Consider the following 17699-nt stretch of genomic DNA (forward strand, 5'->3'; position numbering starts at 1 on the left):
CAACATGGAACGATTGGACGAAGCGTTGAGTTTGCTTGGGGTCGAGCAGACACAGCCGCCGCACTGGCGGCACGTGCTCCTGATGGCGATTCAGTCGTTTGCATTCGCATCCGGCGACGGCGAGTTGGCGCAGGCCTGCGAACTCAAAGCGGTGCAGATTCGCGCCGAGGTTGCGGCAGCATCGAACGACTAGGAAAACGGGGAATATTCGGTGGACTGTCAAATTCCGAACGACGCTGCTCTCGGAGTTAGCGGACGCGCAAGGCAAGCAGTCTTCATGCTCACATGTCTCTTGATCGGGAATCCCCTTTGGGCAAGCACTAGCCTGTGGCCGGCGTGCGATGCGATTGAGGCTACGACGACCATGGCGCGCAAAGGCGACAGGACAGCTCAGTACCAGTTCGCGGAGTGCTTGTACATCGGTCTCGGCGTGGCACGGGATTTGTCCATGGCAGCCGAGTGGTATCGAAAATCTGCAGACCAAGGATATGCGCCCGCCCAGTATCAGTTGAGTGACGCATATCGTTTCGGCCGAGGTGTACCGAAAGACGCATTGCAGGCGTTTCAGTGGATGGAGAAGGCCGCGAAACAGGGGGACATAAACGCGGAAGTGGCGCTCGCCGGCATGTACGCGACCGGCGATGGTGTACCTAAGGATGCAGAAAAGTCCGCGTTTTGGACACGTAAGACGGCCGAGCAAGGACATCCAGGCAGTCAGAAATTGCTTGGGTTGATGTACGAGAACGGAGCAGGTGTGCCGAAGGATTTCGAACAGGCCCGATACTGGTATACGAGAGCCGCGACTCAACGGGTAGACGAGCGAGAGGCGTCCAGCGCGCAGGAGTATCTGGATTCGTTGAACCACCGGTTGGCAACTGGCCGCTCCACAAGGTAGGAAAACTAGCCATGTACGAAGACGCTCGCTGTGTGCTGTGCAACGCCCAAGCGAGCCGATATCCGCTGCGGGCTGGCGACGGTTACGTGTACGATTGCCCCGCATGTGGTGGGGCTTCGCGATCGGCGGCATAGCGCACCGACGCGCTGAACAAGGCACCCTGCATTCCGGCGTCGTTGGCGGAGTCAGATCGATGATTGCAAAGGGTGTGATGCCTCGTGTGCAATTCAACAGCGGGCAGTGTGAAGTGGCTGCACTGCCGGGCAAGTCACAAAGCGACTGCGACGAATGAGGCCGATTTGGCCGGTTACAATCGGAAATCATCGCGCCCATCGGTACGGTAATCGACTATGAAAATACGAAAGGAAAAGTCTGCTGTGAGCAAGACGTGCGCGAATCTGCTTGCGATAGGCGTGGCTTTGAGTTCGACTACGGTTGCGGTGGCCGGGGACCCAGGAAGCGAGTTTGTTGGCAAATGGAAAAAGGTGAGCGGCCGCGGTCCCGATACAGAGGTGATCGAGCGCCATGGCGATGTTTTTGTCATCAAGGCGCCTAAGCTTTTAATGCCGACCGAGACAGAACAAACATCCGCGCTGCTACGGGACGGCTCGTTGGAAATTGCGGGGGAGCTGGGCAACCGCTCGCTTCACATTGATCGGTCCGACGGTCACCTGTTCACCACACACGGTGAATATGTCCGCGCGAAGTAGGAAAGCGAAAGCCGGCTGCGCCGGCGCAGGAGGCGAGAAGTGCTCATCAGAGCTGGAGTGTCAGATGCCGAGCGCGAAGCAATGGCGTGCGACTCGATCGACGAGTTCGAGGAACAGATCCGCAATCAACTGGATAGCGGCGTTGTTACGAGCGACGGCGGTGCCGGAGCTGATTGGATGGCAGAGTACGACCTTGAAATCATCAAGGTAGATTGAGTGAATCGGAAAACAGCAATGACGCTAAGTTCGATGTTCAAGTGGGCAAAGGCGCTCGTCGGAAGGCCGGAACCGAGCGGCGTATTCAAGCTCGGACACGGCGTCGCAGCGCCAACCACGCGCATGGGGAAGTCACCTCTCAGCCATGTCATCGCAAAGACGCTTGCCTCCATTGGAGCGCGCCCCGGCGACATTGTTGAGGTCAACGAGTTTGGTGCAGCGCGCGTGGTCGGTCGCCGTCCGCATCTGGTGGGGGGAGCGGCCTGATGCGTCGGAGCAAGCGATTCGTGAAGCGCTCACAAGGATTTATGGCGACGATGCCGTAGGCCTCGACAACGTGACGGCAGGTGCGAACGTCGTGGTGTTCCGCAAGACCCGAAACGCGTAGGAAAACAGAAAGGAACGATGTGCGTTTTCTCTCCCGCGGATCTTAGCGATGCATTGTCCGAGTATCGCGCGGTCCTGGCTGAAGCCGTTGAAGTCACGACGGCGTGGCACAAGGACCTAGAAGACGGTAAGTTGCCATCGGCGGGAGAAATCAGCGCATTCCAATCGCGTGTTGGAGCTTTGAATGAGAAGGCTAGACAGGCTTGGGAACATTACTGCCATGTGGGGACGTTCGTCCACCGGCTCTAACCGACCGTAGGCACGGAAAACAGGAAAAACGCGATGAACAAGCAGGAAGTCACGGCTGAGCTGGAGGCGTTACCGGACGTTCGACCGCCCGTTCCGGCGGCCTACGCCGATCCGGCGTTCGCACGTTGCCTGGTGGAGGCGGCCGGTACGCCGGAATTGGTCGCGGAGTTCGATCGCTTGTTCGGCTGCGAGCTGGCGAGCATGGCCAAAGGTTCGCCTCTCGATCTCGCCATCGACAGCGCTACAGGCCGCTTCGAGGGCGATATGCGCAAGTTCGCCGAGTTCGTTCACGATGCGGTGTACTCGCGGTTCCCGAGCGCGGCAATTCATGCCATTCGGCTAACCGCGTAATGGCGAGGAAAATAGAAGAGTATGAATCTCGTATCCGTGCAGCAGGCGCTAGATGCGGCAAGCCCAGGCCGGTTCTGGGTCGCTTTACACCAGGATCGACAGAACGTTTTCATTACTGTGCGCTTGCTCGGTGCGGCGAATCTGTTTGTGCCAGCCTTATGCCGCAAGCAGGTCATTGGTGCATCGGTGGCCGCCGCACTCACAAGCCTTTTGGCCGACATCGAAGACCAAAAGGATAATGCAACGTTGTGCAACATGGACTTCGCGGACTTCGTTGTCACCGCTGGACGCACGGCGGCACGCCCATTTTAATGAGCGATCTGAAACGACGGAAAACGTGGGCCGAGTATTTCAACAACCGGAGATGTGAGTGGCAAGCTACCGTGAACTGCTGAAGCAACGCGAGGCTTTGGAAAGACAAATCGAGGAAGCGCAGGAACAGGAAGTCGCTGCCGCGATCGAGAAGGTTCAGGCAATCATTAGCGAATACTCGCTGACGCCCGAACAGGTTTTCGCTCGAACTAGAGGCAGGAGCGGTCCAAAGCCGGGGGCCAAGGCGCCGAAGTACCGCGATCCAGTTTCAGGCGCCACATGGAGCGGCATGGGCCGTGAACCTGGTTGGATCAAAGGGCAGCGCCGAGAGAAGTTCCTGATTCCGCGTTGACACCACGGAAACAGAGGCACCATGGGCGAGGCGAAACGGCGAGGCACCCACGAGCAACGTGTGGCGATCGCGATCCAGAGGTATGCCCAAGCAACCGATCCCGTATCCATCACAAAGCTTCAAGTTGCAGCTGTCCAACTCGACGCTGCAATAAGGCTCTTTTTTGACGGGGATTATGTTTCATCGCTTACTCTCGCCGGGGCGGCCGAAGGAATCCTCGGTGCGCTGTCTCAAAAGGGCCGGGCTGCCGAACGCTGTAGGTTTCGTTGTCGATTTTTACCGGGGCAAAACGGAAGCTGAGACGGACAGCGAGCACCGTAAGTTCATCACGCACGTGTTAAACGACGCGCGAAACCAAGCGAAGCATGCTGGCTACCCTTCCGAGACCGACTTTGAAGTGGACCGGATTCAGCCAGTCTCGATGATTATGCGTGCGGTACCGATGGTAGCGCCGCTGGGCGGACCGCTCTCGGATGAGATGGAAGCGTTCGCTGTGTGGTTGAAGCACCATCCTGAGCTATAGGAAAACGGGGGAAGTAAGATGGGGGAAGCCAAACAACGTGGTTCGAAAGAACAGCGTATCGCTGAAGCACGGCTGAGAGACGCGCATAAGCCGAGTATGCCACTGGCGTGTGCGTCGGCTGATTCGCACGAACTGCTGCAGCGAATGATCCCAATTTACCGCGAAATGGATGCCCACTTGAATGAGTCTCCGGCTCACATCGACTGCGCGCCCGGGTGCTCCTTTTGCTGCTACTACCATGTGCTGGTCACGCCAGCCGAAGCCTTCGCGCTCGCGGAATTCATCGAGAATTCAGAGGTCGCAACTCGCGATGCAATCAAGACGCGGGTCATCGCGACGGCCGAGCGCGTGGCACCTTTGTCTCAGAGCGAGTACATGCAGACGAACATCCCCTGCGCCTTCCTCGAGAACGGGCGGTGTGCTGTGTATCCCTTGCGTCCGGCTGCCTGCCGGGGGTTCCACTCCCGGGATGTAGGCGTGTGCAAGCGAGCGTTCGAAAATCCCCGCAGCGCGGAGCCGCAAGCCGTCGATAGCCACCGGCAACGTGTGCTTGTTCGCCACACTGGTGCTTTCTTCAAGGCGAACTCGCATGCAGGTTGCGAAGTCGCGGCATATGAGATGCACGGCGCTGTCGCGAGCGCCTTGGTTGACCCCGAAGCATTCTCTAGGTGGCGCCGCGGGGCGACGACGTTTCCCTCGGTCCGTGATCGTACTCCGATAGTTCAGCGTTAGACTGAAGCCGATGCTCTTGGTCGTTAGGGATCCAGCGCGAACGTGACCGAGACGAATCGGCCGTCCGTTCCGGCACGGCGCAGCGCGGCACGCGTAGACCGTACTAAAAGTGTCACCACCTCCACGCTTTACCGCGTCGTTGTCAGACGCGCGTAGTGACACATTTATTGCGGTCTACGGTGCCGCGCCACGTTATACGCGGATACGCTCGACCTCATCCAGGCTGATGTCATCACGGCGCCGGTCGTAGAGCTGCGTGGTGCGTGTCGATGCGTGATTGGCCATCGCCGCGGCATTCTCGAGCGTCCCGCCATTCCTCAGATACGCGGTGATGCCCGTCGCGCGAAATGTGTGATTGCCGATCTTCGTCGCGATGCCGGCCGCGAGCGCGCGCCGACGCACCATCGCGTACACGTTGGCCTGTGGCAGCGGTGTGGTGCTGAGCAGCCCGGTGCCGCGTGCGATCGTCCGGAACAGTGGCCCCTTCGGCTCGGCCGAGATCCCGGTGCCGTCCAGATACGCGTGCAGGTACGCCTCCAGCGTGTGGTGACAGGGGATCGCGTGCGCCTTGCCGCCTTTTTCACGCAGACGCACCCACAGGCGCCGCTGCTGTACATAGACATCGTCGACCCGCATCGCCAGCGCCGCGCCCACCCGCGCGAACGAAAACACCATCAGCGCGATCAGCGCGCGGTCCCTGAGACCAACCGGCGTTGTCACATCAATGCTGTCGAGCAGCTGCCGAGCCTCGGCCGCATCGAGCACCGGCGTTTTCCCTTTTTTCGTGGTGTGACTTGGGCCACGTACCGAGGCGGCCGGGTTGTGCGGCACGATCTGGCCTGTGACAAGCCAGTCGAACAGGTGGCGGATGGCCGCGAGCCGCTGCTTGACGGTCGGTGCCGCGTGCGTGGCCGTCTGCAGTTCGATCCAGGCGGCCACATGCAGCGGCTGCACCGCGGCGATCGACGGCACGCCGGCCCCGGCGCACCACGCGAGGAAATCGCCGGCCGCGCGCGCATAGGCGCGCCGCGTGTGCGGGTTGCGGATGGCGGAGGCGAAAAATTCGAGAAAGCGCACGCTAGCTCGATCGCCCACCGTCGCCACCAGCACGGGTATGGAAGCGCCGGCAAGCAAGGTGACGTCGCTTCTCGTCACGTTCATACCGGCGGCAGGACTGAGTAGGTAGCGACAAACATGGCATCGAAGGTCCCGTGCCTGTGCCAGTCTCGATCCGAAATGATCTTCACCTGGATCGGCAAGCCGCTTTGCGTCACGTGACGATTGGCGATCGTCAGCGAAAAGGACCTGCCTGACCCGGATTCTCCTTGTGGCGCGTTGCACACCTGCCACTCGATTCGGTACGCCCCCTCCGGGAAGCTCTCGTCTGGCTGAACCTCCAGCTGCAAGGTATCGCCAGGGCGCAGTTGAGTACCCGTGAAATCAAAAAAGCAGGCGTCCGTCTTCTCGATCTGCGCGTTGTTCCCTCGATCGTCCCAGACGCGGATGAATGCTGGTGCGTTATAGGTTTGGGCCAAGTTGTTCCTCGCGTAGTGGGCCTTCAGGGACTCAATCACATCGGCTGAGTAGCACGCCACGCGCAAGGCCTGATGGCTCGTAATGTCATTAGCGTGCGACAGAGGGTTTCGCGGATCGACGATCCGGTTGAGAAAGGTACGCGCCTCCGCCACTCCATCAGGAAAGGCGTCTTGCAACGCATCCCGAAAGTGCGGGTACAGCTGCTGATGACAGATGATGGTGATGAGGTCATTAAACAGCAGTGCGTCGACCTCGCGCGGGTACCGGCCGGGGTCGTCGGCCCGGCGACCAGCCGCCTTGTCCTTGATGTCCTGCTTGATCGGCAACGCCGACAGGGCTCCGCCGTAGTGGGCGCGCAGCGCCTCATCGATCAGGCGCCGCAGCCAGCGCTCCAGCGTCTCGATCTGGTGGCGGGCGAGGTTGCGCATCGCGTCGGTCGGCATGCCAGGGAACAGCATTTCGTCTCCTTCTATGTGTGATAAAGGACATTATCACACATACGACCACGGCATCATTAGTGCTCGGCGCGCGCCACAAATTCGATTGGCCTTCCTTGCATAATAAAAATACTTGTCCCGTTTACGTCTATGTAAAAAAAATAGCTTGTTTTATTTACGTTGACGGCTACAATGCACTCACGCCCACTGGGAGTGATCCAGATGACCGTTTCGGTGCCCGACAAGGATTTGCGCAAATTACTGACGCGCTACCCGCAGTTCGAGGTGACGCGCACCAAGCGTCATTTGCGTATTCGCCATCGGGGCACCGGCGACTTCGTGATTGCGCCGAGCACGGGTTCGGACTGGCGCGGGTTGCGCAATCTCGAGCGCGACCTGCGGCATCTGAGCACGGGCAGGGGGTACAACCAGCGCGCCGCAATGCGCGTCTGAACGACGCCGAGGAGCGTCTCAACACAACCACAGTGAAGGAGTAGGGAAATGAGCTTTCTGGACACGCTGGAAAACATGGCAAAGGGCGCAGCCGCAGGTGTGGCTGTATTGGTGGCGCTGCCGGTTTTTGGCGCGGTGGGCACGGTCACGGCCGCCGGCATTGCGGTGGGGTCGTCGGTCGGCGCGGCCGCCGCGCTGATCGACGATCTGAAGAAGGATGACTGAGTTGGTCGGTCAGCCAGGCAACCGGTATCCTGCCGGCTGCCTGGCAAATTGGTCACTTCAGAACCTGCATTGAGAGAGAAATATGGACGACGAGCGCATGCCGATCCGAAAAATCATCGATGGCGTCAACCTCAACACGGACACAGCGCATTGCTTTCACACCAACGTGAAGGTGGTGAGCGAACTGGTTGACGGCCAGGTCGTGCACCGGCGCATCCATCAGGGCCTATATCAGGTCCAAGGCAGTGCGCACTATTTCCTCGCGTTCTGGAACAAGCCGCAGTGGAATAACGCGGCCCTGCAATTCCAGTACGTCGATGACGCAATGTTGATCGACGTGGAGCAGGCCAAGCAGTGGATGCTGACCTACTGCCCCGAAAAGTTAGACGCCTTCGTCGAAGATCTCGGCAAGACAGACAGGCCGCCAAGCTCCGCAGCGGTCAACCTGCGCATGCCTATGGAATTGCGCAATCATCTGATGCAGACGGCAGAACTCACCGGCAACTCGCTGAACAAGATCTGCCTCAATCTGCTGAATGCGGGCATGACGTACGCACACGTGAAAGCAACAATGTCGCTACCCCCTTCGTTTATTCGATTGGAGATGCCGAACGGCGAGCCGGCTTTGGACGAGGTTGAACATGCGCGTCACTTCGAAGACGAGGAAGACCAGGCGCTGGCGAATTATGCGGAAACCTTGTACGCCCTTTTTCGACAGGACTTTCCCCGCTTTTTGCCGGTAGCACTGCACATCCTGTACCGGTTGTTCCATATCAACCGGGACGCCAAGCGCGCCATGTGCTTTGCCATCTGGCTCTCGAATTTCCATCGTGTCTCGTGGCAGGACAGTGAGGACAGTCGTCAGCGTCGCCCCGGCCCTGTTGAATATGGGCAGTGGCAATGGGTCAAATATGAGGGCCAAGAACAAGACTCCCAGCCACCATACTCGTCTCGGTATTCCTCTCGCTGGGACAAGCCTAAGGACCAGTAGGGGGCCAGGCGGGTGCCGTTGTCAAAAAAGGCGCCGCCGGAAGGCGGGTCGCCTACCAACATCCGTTTGCCCCAAGCGACACGACTTTGACACGGCGCTCGAGATCCGCTTGATTCTAGCTAGACTACCAAATGGTGCGATTGCACGACCCGATGACAAGCTGGGCCTCTGCCGATTATCAATTCGGATTGCGAATCATATCTGACATGTGAGCATAGGAACTTTTTCATGATTGAGGGCCTCTCCGGCCCTCGCCTAATACATCGTCCCCTCTCAAACAGCGTGAATTTTGCAGCAGACCCAAGGCTGGCGCGCGTTGCCGCTGATTGAGCGCGCACGTCAACGCCCGCTTGCGCCGGACTTCGTACGAGAGGCCTCGCCATGCGAGCAACAACCATGACCACCATTCCCGAGAACGATGCCGTATTCTGGTCCGCCGTCGAAGCTGCCCTCGTACTCGATGACGGCGAGGCGGCTCTCGCCCACCTAGCGGCAGGCAATACAGCCGCGTACTCCACGGACTGCGGACGGTTTTCCTCTCGACGCATCCATCATAAAAGCCGATCAGGAGCGCTCCCCCCGGTCATCGGCGGCTGGGGGCGGGCTATACCTAGTTAGTATCCGTTAGATAGCGTTCTGCTTGTCCGTATCCTTATTTGCAGGTCGGGCGTGACCGGGGCGCTATGGTCATACATGACTCTCACCCCTGGTCACAGATGACCAGTCCTTTGCCCTTTCCGGCCGCGGTAAATCAACGTACATTTGTATCGTGATGAATTGCTGGAGAACATTATGGCATCTGCCCCGACTGCTGCAAAAGTGGTCCCGTTGCACACTACATCCGCCGACAAGGCATCGGACAAGAAGTGGGGCAAGTCGGTCATGAAGCTCGGATTTTGCGTAGTCCCCTCGGTACTGCTGCGTGCCCAGCAGCGGCTCGGTCTGAATCCAACGCAGCTCGCGGTGCTGCTTCAACTGGCTGACTACTGGTGGGACCAGAGTCGAAAACCATATCCCAGCAAGCAGGCACTGAGCGAACGGCTTGGTCTTAGCCCGCGACAGATCCAGCGCTACATCGCCGAGCTGGAATCGGCGGGCCTGGTCAGGCGGATCGAGCGTCACGCGACGAACGGCGGAATGCTCAGCAACGAGTATGACCTGTCCGGTCTCGTGGAACGACTCAAAAAGATTGCACCGGAAATTGAAGCGGCGAACGAGATGAAAAAAGCGGCGACGCGTCGGGGCGGAATTTCAAAACCGATGGTGCAGCCGAGATGAATGCATGCATTTCGTCGGAATCCTGATGGGCTTTTTCGGGCGCCGGTGGGTAAGGTAACAGCCTTCCGGAAATCCAAGGCGAACCATTGTGCCCCCCATGGAGCCTTGCTATACGGGGGGAGTGGTTTCGCGCCGTGCAGTTCAAATGTCAAGACTTCGGACGCAAATAAATCAATTTGAGCTGTCTTGAAAGTGCTTTATATTCATTACCAGTTCAGGCCACAAAAGAAACAACCCCGCAAGGTTTTTCTGGAACCTTGCGGGGTTGGTATCCGCCAGCCTTGAACCGCCCTCTAAGGAGCAGAATATGGGCGAGTTTTTTGCAGTACTAGCTGCAAAGCTAGTTATTGCCCTGATCGAGTCAGACAGTACGTCGGCGTTGGCGCGCCATCTGTTTGACCTGATCAGGACCTTCTTCACCAAGTAACTTTGGCCCGGCGCAAGCCGGGCTTTTTTCTTGGATCGGGTCTCTGGATTGTGCAATCCAAAAACAGACTGACATTTACGCCCCTTTCCAAGACATGTTTGTCCTACGGCACGACTTTAATGCGCGCACGCCCAAGCGCGCAATCCCCCCGCCCAAGGGTTGACTTTTTGGAAATCTGCTTAAAACCCTTGTCCAGCAAGGCTTTGGCGCGCCAAATGGGTTTCCGTGATACAAAAAAATAGTTGAAATTTGTCTTCTTGGCGACCCTTCCTAGCACAGAAACTAGGCGTGTGCGTCGTCACTTTTGTAAGCATGGGACATGTGCAGGCCGATCAACGACCTTTAGCGGCTAAATTTCGCATGCGAAAGTCAGTCTTCTCAACCGAGATCTGCCGTTGTCTCATCGTCGATCTTCGACCCCGTCGCTGGCGCCGGCGGCATCTTCTGCCCTAAATACCCAGCAATGCACGCCCGCCGACAGTCACAAACCAGAACGCTCGGTATGCCCACACGACTCACTGGCCCGCGAGTTGCCCTGGCGCATCTGGAAGTTGTTCTCCCGCGACCTCAGGCGGCAGCGGCGACGTTTTCTGATGCTCGAGCCCGCTGCACGGCAACGCGACTTTCTGGACTCGCTCATGGAAATATTTGTGGAAAATTTCCCAGTCTGCGTACTCGCCAGGTGCTACCGAAAAGGCCATCAGGCGGCCAACAAGACCACATAACCAGTCGGCGCACTGGAGGGTCTGGAAAAGATGGCTTTCGCCTTGGAGAGGGGGCTCGATCAAGGTCCGGCATTTTTCAGACGGATCTTCAAACATAGCTAGCGTACAGGCTTCCACGTTACGTTCCCGCCATTCGTCGCCAGCTTGTTGCTCGTCCAGCAGCACGAGGAAAGAGCAATCTCTCTCCGCGCAGAAGCGGTCGATTTTCCGGATCGTCTGCACAAGCTGCCGTTTGAATGTCTCCGCGGAATCATGCGCTTCGGGAAGAACGGTCTTGTGCTCTCCCGTGTAGAAAACGTGCCCGCCGATAGTCTGGATATGGTTCAACAGTCGAAAAGTCGCCTGTCGAAGCTCTTTGTATTTTTCGACGTTTGTCGTGGTGTAGACCGCCGACCCTTTCTTTTCCCATTGATACGCGGGAAGTCTGTCGGGGTTCTTGTGCTCGAGATCCCATGCCAGCAACCGGCATTTCAGCTTGTAGAAATAGATCGCAAACTCGCGTACTTCCTGGGCAGGGAGCATGACGCCGGCCAAGCCAAACACCGGGCTGTCATTGTAGTTCTTGTGATCCCTCGAAACGTAGGGGCCAATGTGCCCAAACTCATCCAGATAGACAACGTAATGCACAGGCTGCCTTGCGCAGGGGGTCTAAAAACACGAAAGCCCGCACACGATTTCTCGCTGCGGGCCTCGGAAGCTGGGCACATGGCGGCTAGGCCAAATGCGTTGAGATGGATAATATCTTTTATTGACGATTTGTGCAACCGTTCGGTATCTCCCTATGTCACCCATCGTTCCGATTTGACATAACACCCCGTTGTCACGGGTCTGTCCCTAGCACGTACACCCGTCGCCCAATCGCACACACCGCATCAGGGTAAACACCTGGATGGTTTCCGGCCGTTCTTCGCACTCGGCGTCACGCACGAACATAAATACCTATACCCCTTCACCCTTCCCCTATTTTCGGGTCGGGCTGCGATCAACGCAGGGGCTTCACTACCTCATAAGGAAAACAAAATGAAAACGACAACAACACTCACCAAGGCGATCACGTCGCCACTGGCAGGCACCGAAGTCTGGTTTGATCCCAATGGTCTGCCGTTCATCAACAACGAGAACGCCGTATGCCTCATGTGGACGCCGCGTCGATGCTGCGTACGCCTGCGCTAGGCATGATCGGCTGAGCCAGCTGGCCCCATGGGGGCCAGCACCGGCGCAGTGAACTCGATACGCCCCCAAACGGCATTGCAAAGGTCTCGCTTTTCTTCGAGCAGATGGGGCGATACCGCGACGGCTATTTCGCGGCAGCGCTGCAGCAGCTCGCTGATGAGGCGTGCGTCGAGGCAGCCATGACTGGCTTTTTGCGGCTGACGCCGCAAGGCTACGAAGCCGCACACACCGCAGGTGTAATCGGCATAGCCGATCATGACGGTCGGTCATCACGCGCCCTAGCGGTATTCTTTCAGCGACCGATGCCGACCGAGCGCGGCGTCGCAAACTCGGTCGGCTCATTGCCAGCTGGATAGGCTACGACGTAAAGCACACTGGTATCGAACAGTTGGGCATCTGCGAGATCACTCTTGAACCGCAGCCGCATTTTTCGCTCGGCATACCGAAGCGATACGCCCGAAGCCTTGAGCGCATCGATATGCTGCTGCAGCTCGTCGTAGACCTCGAACTTCTGCGTCTCGGTGTAGCCGTCGCTGACATCCCGATACTCGCGCATGTAGTCGATCATTGCCGCGAATTCTTCGTCGGCCTCGCGAGGTAGATCGAACCCCGGTGTCGAGAGATCCATGCTGTGCATCTCCGCTAGTCGGGCCAATTGCCGGCCGGTTTCGAGCGGTAGGGCTTTGAGCGTGACATGTTCGCGCTCAAACTTCTCTTTTGCGGCCTGCTGCTCTTCCGGCGTGGGGATCGAAAACGGCTTGTTTAGCGCATCGATGTCTTCGAATTCGAATGCCCGGGCGATTGCGCGACGAGTATCGAAGCCGGAAGCTTCACCTCGCTCAGCACGCTGAATGGTGCGCACGCTAAGACCGGAAAGGTCGGCCAGCTGCTCTTGTGACCATTGCCGCATTTCGCGGAAGAGCCTGATGACTGCGGCAAGCTCGCTGGCCGTCAGCAGGCGAGGCTGGGATTGTTCCGTGGTCGGCATCGTCATCTCCGTTGAGTGGATGCGTCCATGATGCGGCGGATACTGCACTGCGGACACGACAGCGACCCGCCACCCTGCCGACAGATCCTTTGACTGAACGGTCGCCCGGTCGACAAGCCTTCCTTTCAATGCTGTTGTTGCTTGCGGCCTGCTCGCTGGGGCGTGGACAAGCTGGCGACTTATTGCAGGAGGATTTTCGCCACCTACTTCAACCTATAGTGCCCAACGCCTCATTTTGCACAAGATTTGGTATGCATTTGGCTTATGATATGAGATAAATTTGTTGTCCGGTTATTTTCATGATTGGACCGTACTGGTCGCGATAGCAATGAGCCGCACGCGGGGCTGCTGCCAAGAACCGCGCAATCCTAGACGTTGCCGAGGTCTGAGCCGGTGCAAATCCGCGTCGAGGTAGGCTGGCAGTGGATTGGCCTATAGGGCATGTGGGACGGACAGAAAGGCGCGCGCAGCGTCGTTGGACGGCCCCATGTAAGAATCCGCGACAGATCGGGTGTGGAAAATCTCCGCTCCAAAGTCTACTTCTTGCCGTGGGGGAGGGGGCAACATCGGCTCAAAACTCCTCTCTCGGCAAAGCCGGAAAGCAAGGCAAATAGGGGGGAAAGAGGTCGTGGCGCAAATTTACGCCAAAATTTGGCCTAAAAATCCCAAGAAAATCGCGCTTCCTGTGGATAACTTCCTGTTCCTACGGTGAAGGCATGCTGCCCTTGCCACCAAGAGTCCGGTTCGGCGTGCTTGCCGGCCGCGCCGTCGATGTGGCACTCTGCCGTATCTTCTGACGAATGAGTGCCCCATGAACTACCGTGCGACGCTGCCCCCGAAAACGCGCTTCTATGCCGCGCTGGTCTGCCTACCGCTCATGTACCTCATCTTGAAGGGCGTCACGTTCGGCGTGACGTGGGCAGGCAAGGTCGGCGGCATCTCTACCGAGCTGGTGGTAGGTTTGCTCTTCTGTATTGCGGCGTGGAAGATGCAGCGCATTGCGGCTGCGATTGTGAGTCTGTTCTACAGGAGCGAGTGAGCCTTGCCTCGTTGATGCCGCTCGCTACACTGTTGCAGGACCATTCCCACGCGAGCCGCCATGAGCACGAAATCGACAATCAGGCATTACCAGGGCGGGGCCGAGCTGCCCGCCTGGCACCTGTACGAAGAAGCCTTCGAAAAGGCCGATGTGGTCTACCTCGAGCTGGCCGGCGTGCAGGTCGACATGATGACGCTCGATGAACCAGCGCCGCGCGTCGTGCTGCCCCTGCCAACCTCGACCGCCGAGCAGCTAGGCCTATTGCCCAAGCCAGCCGCAAGCGAGTAACCCCCCGCCCTCGCAGGGAAAACCGCAAGGATCTGCGCCGCACTCGCCGGCGCAGTCCCGCCAACGGCCCGACAACGGGCCGCATTGCGTCACCTTCGGGCGTGCGCCCCACTCCGTCGAAACACCCCCGCCATGCGCGCTGTTTCCCGCTCGCTCGCCCTCACATGCGCGCTTACGCTTGACGCCGTGCGGTCGTGATGCATGTCGATGGTCAATAAACGGAAAACGGCTGACCTCGAATAGAAGTCGTGACGACACGATGGCGGCATCTAAAAGCGGGAGCGCTCGAAGTGTTTAAGACGTCATATCTAGACATTGGCTCTAACTACGGAATCCGTTGAGCCAATGAAAAGCAATCTCGAAAACCTTAACCAGGCCGCTGCATTCATCGATGCGTGCAGCAACTTCGTCGCGCAGCTCGACAAGCACCAGACGGGCGGCGCCATGTTCGTCTGCTGCGTCGCCCTTGCTCTTGTCGGTGTGGTGGTCGTTGCCCTGACCGTGCCTCTGCGCGCCGCACTGACTTCGCACGATAACGAGCCGAAGGCCGCCAAGAGCAACCGGCGCATGCCGCACGCTGATGACAATAGTCGGCATCCGGAAGGCCAGCAACGCCGACAATTGTCGGCAACGTCTGACGCGCCAAGCGCTGACAATAGTCGTCAACGCAAGTTACGGGCAAACGGCGTGTTCTGCCGCAAACGTTCAGCAAGCGGCGAGCGGGCTTCAAGTAGGTCCGCTATCGCCTCGGGCGAGCCGGCCAGCAGCGCACGCCATCGCTCGATGTAATCGCGGCTGCACAGCCGGCCGCGTTCCCCCTTCGAAACCTGCTCAAGCGCGTCAGTCGGTCAGCAGGGAAGCGGAGAACAGTTCGGTCATCGTGACAGGAGTCGCATGTTCATTGGGTCGCCTGACAGCAGGCTGTGGAGGGCAACTTACCGGAAACGCAGCGGGAGCGGAAGCCCGGCCGGCGCCACGAATTGTCTCCGCACTGCAGAGGGAATCCGGTCATCGTGGTGTCTGGCCATGATGAGGGTGTTGCGGCCCGAGCCGGCGCGCGGAACCGGACATCGGCAGGCGCGGGTTTGCAGGCTTTGCTTGCGGCTCAACGGCAGGTGCCCCCGGCGAACGCGCTTGCGCAGGAACACGCGATGACTGCACGGGAAGCTGTGCCTTCGGGGCACGGTGAGAAGGTGCCGGCGTCGATCCGGCTGCGTCACGGCGAGGCCTTGTCCTGCTCCATCGCGCCGCATCACAGCCGCCGCGCGTCTCTTCGTGCTGGCGGACGGGCTCGTTTCGGGATCGCCCCGCCCTGTTTCAAGCGTGATAATTGTTATTATCACGCTTGCGTTTGGTGGGCTAAAATCCGAGGTAGGGTACTTTATCGCCGCCCGGAGGCCCCCTGGAACCTGAAACCCGCTGCACCGACGCCGACGAGGACGCGTTCGTCGAACGCGTGCGGCTGCTGATCTTCAGCGCGAAACTGCCCGTCGGCCGGCTCGCCCTGGACGTGGAAGACATCCGCCGGTTCACGGCGCCTGACCTCCGTTCGCCGCACCTGGCGCTCGTGCGCGCCATGATCCGGTCCGGCCCCGTCCGTTTCGCCCAGACGGCCGTGCTGATTGAGCCACATCCGCGCATGCCGCCGGAGGTTCACGCGCTGATGGCGCGGTTCCCGGAGATATTCCGGCAGCACCCGCATGCACATCTTGCGCTGGCCCGCGACGAGTCGCCTCCCTCGGCCAGCCGACGGCGCTCGTGACCATCACTGACGGCCCACATCACGCGGCGCCAGCACATCGAGATTGCCTTTTTGTTGACAGACGTTTGAGCGGCGCGCGTGCCAGAGTAACTGCCGTCATCATCAACGATGGTAGGGCAGCAATCGACCGTAAATGCGTGCCGGAGACGCAGGAACACGTCGGAGAGTTAGCAACAGGGACTGATGCCGATGACCAGGCACGCTTCGGGCAGGTTATTGAGTTGATGTCCGCATTCGCGTCGTCAGTGGGGTGCTGAATATCTCCGTTCCCGAATACGGGGACTCCGGCGCAGTGAAGTGGTGTTTCCGGCTTTGGCGTTAGTGCGTCACGCGGGTGACCCCGCCGCTCGAAAGCAGACGGATGCGATCGCCAGCACGGAAAATCTCGCCGGTAGCCGACTGCGTGATGGCACGCAGATCGCCATTGTCGAGCCGCACGGTGATTTCGACACCATCGCGCATCGCCACACCGTTTTCGACGGCGTTGCCGGCCACCGCGCCTGCGATGCCGCCTACGATGCCAGTGAGAATCGAGCCGCGTCCACCGCCAATTGCGCTACCGGCCACGGCGCCGAGTGCGCCGCCGCCCACCGCTCCCAGGCCACTGGGCTGCCCGTTGTTCGAGCTGATCTTCACTACCCGTACGCTTTCCACGGTTCCCATGCGAACCGTTTCTTCTCGCTGCGACTGGGACGCCGTGTAGACATCCGCAGAGCTGCTGTTGTACGCGCACCCCGTCATGGCGAGCGACCCGGTGATTAGTACTGCGGCAGTGACGCGACTCGTTGTTTTCATCTTTCCTTCTCCAGAGACGTAAATACAGGTGGTCGCCCGTTCGTTCATGGCATGGGTTGTTGAACCAGAGCCGGCGGCGTCCAGTTCGCTGTTCGTGAACGCTTATAACCCGGTCCAGATCCGATGCGCCGTAGTTATCGCTCCCCAATAATGTCGGGATGCGGGATCAGATTACGCAGAAGCGGCGGAATCCCTGTTGGGAGCAACGCAAGACAGCCTCTGAAGTCGGGTGTCGAAGGTGGTTGATAATCGGGCCGCGTGCTGCGAGAACGGAGTGAACCCTGTACCGCCGACGTGATGCTGTACGTATGCTCAATGCCGGATCCGTCGCTGATGTGTGTGAAAGTAACCGAACGGCGTTACCCGGTATGCGCACAGTGGTGTCTGCTCTTTCCTGGGATCGGGACGCGAAGACCAGTACGGACGGGGCACGGCGCGCTGGTGGGGAGGGGGGAGCCGTGCAGCGTACGGCGGCACTCGAGTTGATGGGCGTCCACTGGCCGGTGACGATGTCGGCATCGGGTACCCGGTCGCGCAGCAGGCACGATGCCGGTGCCGGTGTAGTCGATGCCGGCCAGGTCCACGTGGCGCACCCAGTTGAAGCCGCACAGAGCACATCGGGCATGGATGTCACGCCGAAGCGGAGCAGCAGTGGCGGCAGTGCGCGGACGATGCGCGCGCCGTTTACCAGTCCGGAAGGCAGGCCGGGACGTTTTCTGCGGAATGCCAGCCGTTGTGCTGGCAAATCTGCAGGAACACCTGAGCGGTCTTTCGATGGATATGTTTCTCCTGTGTGCTGCAAGGCGTGGCGGGGGGGACGGGTTTGCGGGGCCGTCATTGGTGCATGCCGTGGCG

The 17699-nt window shown here is 59.3% G+C and carries 25 protein-coding genes; 19 read left to right on the forward strand and 6 right to left on the reverse strand.

The genetic code is table 11. From position 1 onward, the window contains the following. The 10 genes from PXJ20_RS32040 to PXJ20_RS32085 all read left to right on the forward strand — a co-directional run. Window positions 1–193 (forward strand): hypothetical protein (locus PXJ20_RS32040; RefSeq protein ID WP_421057477.1); only part of this gene is annotated, 193 nt, incomplete at its 5' end. 171 nt (window positions 194–364) lie between these two features. Next, window positions 365–895 (forward strand): tetratricopeptide repeat protein, encoded by a 531-nt coding sequence (locus tag PXJ20_RS32045; protein WP_421057478.1) that lies wholly within the window; start codon window positions 365–367, stop codon window positions 893–895. Window positions 896–1245: 350 nt separating this feature from the next. Then, window positions 1246–1605, forward strand: a complete 360-nt coding sequence (locus tag PXJ20_RS32050; RefSeq protein ID WP_421032914.1) for a hypothetical protein — start codon at window positions 1246–1248, stop codon at window positions 1603–1605. A 39-nt stretch (window positions 1606–1644) separates the two neighbouring features. Further along, window positions 1645–1821, forward strand: coding sequence for a hypothetical protein (locus PXJ20_RS32055; RefSeq protein ID WP_421032913.1), 177 nt, complete (start codon window positions 1645–1647; stop codon window positions 1819–1821). Window positions 1822–1839: 18 nt separating this feature from the next. Further along, window positions 1840–2088, forward strand: coding sequence for a hypothetical protein (locus PXJ20_RS32060; RefSeq protein ID WP_421032912.1), 249 nt, complete (start codon window positions 1840–1842; stop codon window positions 2086–2088). A 402-nt stretch (window positions 2089–2490) separates the two neighbouring features. Next, on the forward strand, window positions 2491–2808 hold the full coding sequence (locus PXJ20_RS32065) for a hypothetical protein (RefSeq protein WP_421032911.1): 318 nt from the start codon (window positions 2491–2493) through the stop codon (window positions 2806–2808). Window positions 2809–2829: 21 nt separating this feature from the next. Further along, complete coding sequence (locus PXJ20_RS32070) at window positions 2830–3120, forward strand: hypothetical protein (RefSeq protein WP_421032910.1); 291 nt, start codon at window positions 2830–2832, stop codon at window positions 3118–3120. Window positions 3121–3178: 58 nt separating this feature from the next. Next, window positions 3179–3472 carry an H-NS family nucleoid-associated regulatory protein gene (locus tag PXJ20_RS32075; protein ID WP_421032909.1) on the forward strand — a complete coding sequence of 98 codons (294 nt, stop codon included), beginning with the start codon at window positions 3179–3181 and terminating at the stop codon, window positions 3470–3472. Between the two features lie 220 nt (window positions 3473–3692). After that, the gene (locus tag PXJ20_RS32080) at window positions 3693–3995 is read left to right on the forward strand and encodes a hypothetical protein (protein ID WP_421032908.1); all 303 of its coding nucleotides are present in this window, start codon (window positions 3693–3695) and stop codon (window positions 3993–3995) included. Between the two features lie 165 nt (window positions 3996–4160). After that, a complete protein-coding gene (locus PXJ20_RS32085) occupies window positions 4161–4727 on the forward strand; it encodes a YkgJ family cysteine cluster protein (RefSeq protein ID WP_421057479.1) in 567 nt (188 codons plus the stop codon). 192 nt (window positions 4728–4919) lie between these two features. Here the strand turns inward: PXJ20_RS32085 and PXJ20_RS32090 are convergent, their stop codons facing one another. After that, window positions 4920–5888, reverse strand: coding sequence for a tyrosine-type recombinase/integrase (locus tag PXJ20_RS32090; protein ID WP_421032906.1), 969 nt, complete (start codon window positions 5886–5888; stop codon window positions 4920–4922). Continuing rightward, complete coding sequence (locus PXJ20_RS32095; RefSeq protein ID WP_421032905.1) at window positions 5885–6721, reverse strand: hypothetical protein; 837 nt, start codon at window positions 6719–6721, stop codon at window positions 5885–5887. The genes PXJ20_RS32090 and PXJ20_RS32095 overlap by 4 nt, the downstream gene beginning before the upstream one ends. Window positions 6722–6922: 201 nt before the next feature. On the opposite strand from PXJ20_RS32095, the gene PXJ20_RS32100 reads away from it, so the two are divergent. The 4 genes from PXJ20_RS32100 to PXJ20_RS32115 all read left to right on the forward strand — a co-directional run bounded on the left by PXJ20_RS32100 (window position 6923) and on the right by PXJ20_RS32115 (window position 9647). Beyond that, a complete protein-coding gene (locus PXJ20_RS32100; protein ID WP_421032904.1) occupies window positions 6923–7153 on the forward strand; it encodes a hypothetical protein in 231 nt (76 codons plus the stop codon). 48 nt (window positions 7154–7201) lie between these two features. Then, window positions 7202–7378, forward strand: coding sequence for a hypothetical protein (locus tag PXJ20_RS32105; RefSeq protein ID WP_421032903.1), 177 nt, complete (start codon window positions 7202–7204; stop codon window positions 7376–7378). An 82-nt stretch (window positions 7379–7460) separates the two neighbouring features. After that, complete coding sequence (locus tag PXJ20_RS32110) at window positions 7461–8369, forward strand: hypothetical protein (protein WP_421032902.1); 909 nt, start codon at window positions 7461–7463, stop codon at window positions 8367–8369. A gap of 792 nt (window positions 8370–9161) precedes the next feature. Continuing rightward, entirely contained in the window at window positions 9162–9647 is a 486-nt protein-coding gene (locus PXJ20_RS32115) for a helix-turn-helix domain-containing protein (RefSeq protein WP_421032901.1), read from the forward strand. 942 nt (window positions 9648–10589) lie between these two features. Here PXJ20_RS32115 and PXJ20_RS32120 read toward each other — a convergent pair. Further along, entirely contained in the window at window positions 10590–11426 is an 837-nt protein-coding gene (locus PXJ20_RS32120) for a DUF3800 domain-containing protein (RefSeq protein WP_421032900.1), read from the reverse strand. 393 nt (window positions 11427–11819) lie between these two features. Between PXJ20_RS32120 and PXJ20_RS32125 the strand changes: the two genes are divergently transcribed. After that, complete coding sequence (locus PXJ20_RS32125) at window positions 11820–11972, forward strand: hypothetical protein (protein WP_421032899.1); 153 nt, start codon at window positions 11820–11822, stop codon at window positions 11970–11972. On the opposite strand, the gene PXJ20_RS32130 is transcribed toward PXJ20_RS32125, so the two are convergent. Together PXJ20_RS32130 and PXJ20_RS32135 are read right to left on the reverse strand one after the other, a co-directional pair. After that, window positions 11969–12229 (reverse strand): hypothetical protein, encoded by a 261-nt coding sequence (locus PXJ20_RS32130; protein ID WP_421032898.1) that lies wholly within the window; start codon window positions 12227–12229, stop codon window positions 11969–11971. The genes PXJ20_RS32125 and PXJ20_RS32130 overlap by 4 nt on opposite strands. Window positions 12230–12264: 35 nt before the next feature. Further along, a complete protein-coding gene (locus tag PXJ20_RS32135) occupies window positions 12265–12960 on the reverse strand; it encodes a helix-turn-helix domain-containing protein (RefSeq protein ID WP_421032897.1) in 696 nt (231 codons plus the stop codon). A gap of 811 nt (window positions 12961–13771) precedes the next feature. On the opposite strand from PXJ20_RS32135, the gene PXJ20_RS32140 reads away from it, so the two are divergent. From PXJ20_RS32140 to PXJ20_RS32155, 4 genes are all read left to right on the forward strand, one after another. Continuing rightward, window positions 13772–13999, forward strand: coding sequence for a hypothetical protein (locus PXJ20_RS32140; protein ID WP_421032896.1), 228 nt, complete (start codon window positions 13772–13774; stop codon window positions 13997–13999). Between the two features lie 60 nt (window positions 14000–14059). After that, on the forward strand, window positions 14060–14287 hold the full coding sequence (locus PXJ20_RS32145; RefSeq protein ID WP_421032895.1) for a hypothetical protein: 228 nt from the start codon (window positions 14060–14062) through the stop codon (window positions 14285–14287). 345 nt (window positions 14288–14632) lie between these two features. Then, on the forward strand, window positions 14633–15076 hold the full coding sequence (locus PXJ20_RS32150) for a hypothetical protein (RefSeq protein WP_421032894.1): 444 nt from the start codon (window positions 14633–14635) through the stop codon (window positions 15074–15076). Window positions 15077–15743: 667 nt separating this feature from the next. Beyond that, a complete protein-coding gene (locus tag PXJ20_RS32155; RefSeq protein ID WP_421032893.1) occupies window positions 15744–16049 on the forward strand; it encodes a hypothetical protein in 306 nt (101 codons plus the stop codon). A 318-nt stretch (window positions 16050–16367) separates the two neighbouring features. On the opposite strand, the gene PXJ20_RS32160 is transcribed toward PXJ20_RS32155, so the two are convergent. After that, window positions 16368–16844 carry a glycine zipper 2TM domain-containing protein gene (locus PXJ20_RS32160; protein WP_421032892.1) on the reverse strand — a complete coding sequence of 159 codons (477 nt, stop codon included), beginning with the start codon at window positions 16842–16844 and terminating at the stop codon, window positions 16368–16370. Window positions 16845–17699: the final 855 nt, after the last annotated feature.

Source organism: Paraburkholderia sp. A1RI_3L (assembly GCF_048957895.1).
In the GTDB taxonomy this organism is placed as follows: Bacteria; Pseudomonadota; Gammaproteobacteria; order Burkholderiales; family Burkholderiaceae; genus Paraburkholderia; species Paraburkholderia kururiensis.

Bases quoted from the DNA above. Each gene is read 5' to 3' on its own strand.
- PXJ20_RS32045 (WP_421057478.1), top strand. From the start codon at position 365: ATGGCGCGCAAAGGCGACAGGACAGCTCAGTACCAGTTCGCGGAGTGC.
- PXJ20_RS32050 (WP_421032914.1), top strand. From the start codon at position 1,246: ATGAAAATACGAAAGGAAAAGTCTGCTGTGAGCAAGACGTGCGCGAAT.
- PXJ20_RS32060 (WP_421032912.1), top strand. From the start codon at position 1,840: ATGACGCTAAGTTCGATGTTCAAGTGGGCAAAGGCGCTCGTCGGAAGG.
- PXJ20_RS32065 (WP_421032911.1), top strand. From the start codon at position 2,491: ATGAACAAGCAGGAAGTCACGGCTGAGCTGGAGGCGTTACCGGACGTT.
- PXJ20_RS32070 (WP_421032910.1), top strand. From the start codon at position 2,830: ATGAATCTCGTATCCGTGCAGCAGGCGCTAGATGCGGCAAGCCCAGGC.
- PXJ20_RS32085 (WP_421057479.1), top strand. From the start codon at position 4,161: ATGGATGCCCACTTGAATGAGTCTCCGGCTCACATCGACTGCGCGCCC.
- PXJ20_RS32090 (WP_421032906.1), bottom strand. From the start codon at position 5,888: ATGAACGTGACGAGAAGCGACGTCACCTTGCTTGCCGGCGCTTCCATA.
- PXJ20_RS32095 (WP_421032905.1), bottom strand. From the start codon at position 6,721: ATGCTGTTCCCTGGCATGCCGACCGACGCGATGCGCAACCTCGCCCGC.
- PXJ20_RS32100 (WP_421032904.1), top strand. From the start codon at position 6,923: ATGACCGTTTCGGTGCCCGACAAGGATTTGCGCAAATTACTGACGCGC.
- PXJ20_RS32105 (WP_421032903.1), top strand. From the start codon at position 7,202: ATGAGCTTTCTGGACACGCTGGAAAACATGGCAAAGGGCGCAGCCGCA.
- PXJ20_RS32110 (WP_421032902.1), top strand. From the start codon at position 7,461: ATGGACGACGAGCGCATGCCGATCCGAAAAATCATCGATGGCGTCAAC.
- PXJ20_RS32115 (WP_421032901.1), top strand. From the start codon at position 9,162: ATGGCATCTGCCCCGACTGCTGCAAAAGTGGTCCCGTTGCACACTACA.
- PXJ20_RS32125 (WP_421032899.1), top strand. From the start codon at position 11,820: ATGAAAACGACAACAACACTCACCAAGGCGATCACGTCGCCACTGGCA.
- PXJ20_RS32130 (WP_421032898.1), bottom strand. From the start codon at position 12,229: ATGATCGGCTATGCCGATTACACCTGCGGTGTGTGCGGCTTCGTAGCC.
- PXJ20_RS32135 (WP_421032897.1), bottom strand. From the start codon at position 12,960: ATGCCGACCACGGAACAATCCCAGCCTCGCCTGCTGACGGCCAGCGAG.
- PXJ20_RS32140 (WP_421032896.1), top strand. From the start codon at position 13,772: ATGAACTACCGTGCGACGCTGCCCCCGAAAACGCGCTTCTATGCCGCG.
- PXJ20_RS32145 (WP_421032895.1), top strand. From the start codon at position 14,060: ATGAGCACGAAATCGACAATCAGGCATTACCAGGGCGGGGCCGAGCTG.
- PXJ20_RS32150 (WP_421032894.1), top strand. From the start codon at position 14,633: ATGAAAAGCAATCTCGAAAACCTTAACCAGGCCGCTGCATTCATCGAT.
- PXJ20_RS32160 (WP_421032892.1), bottom strand. From the start codon at position 16,844: ATGAAAACAACGAGTCGCGTCACTGCCGCAGTACTAATCACCGGGTCG.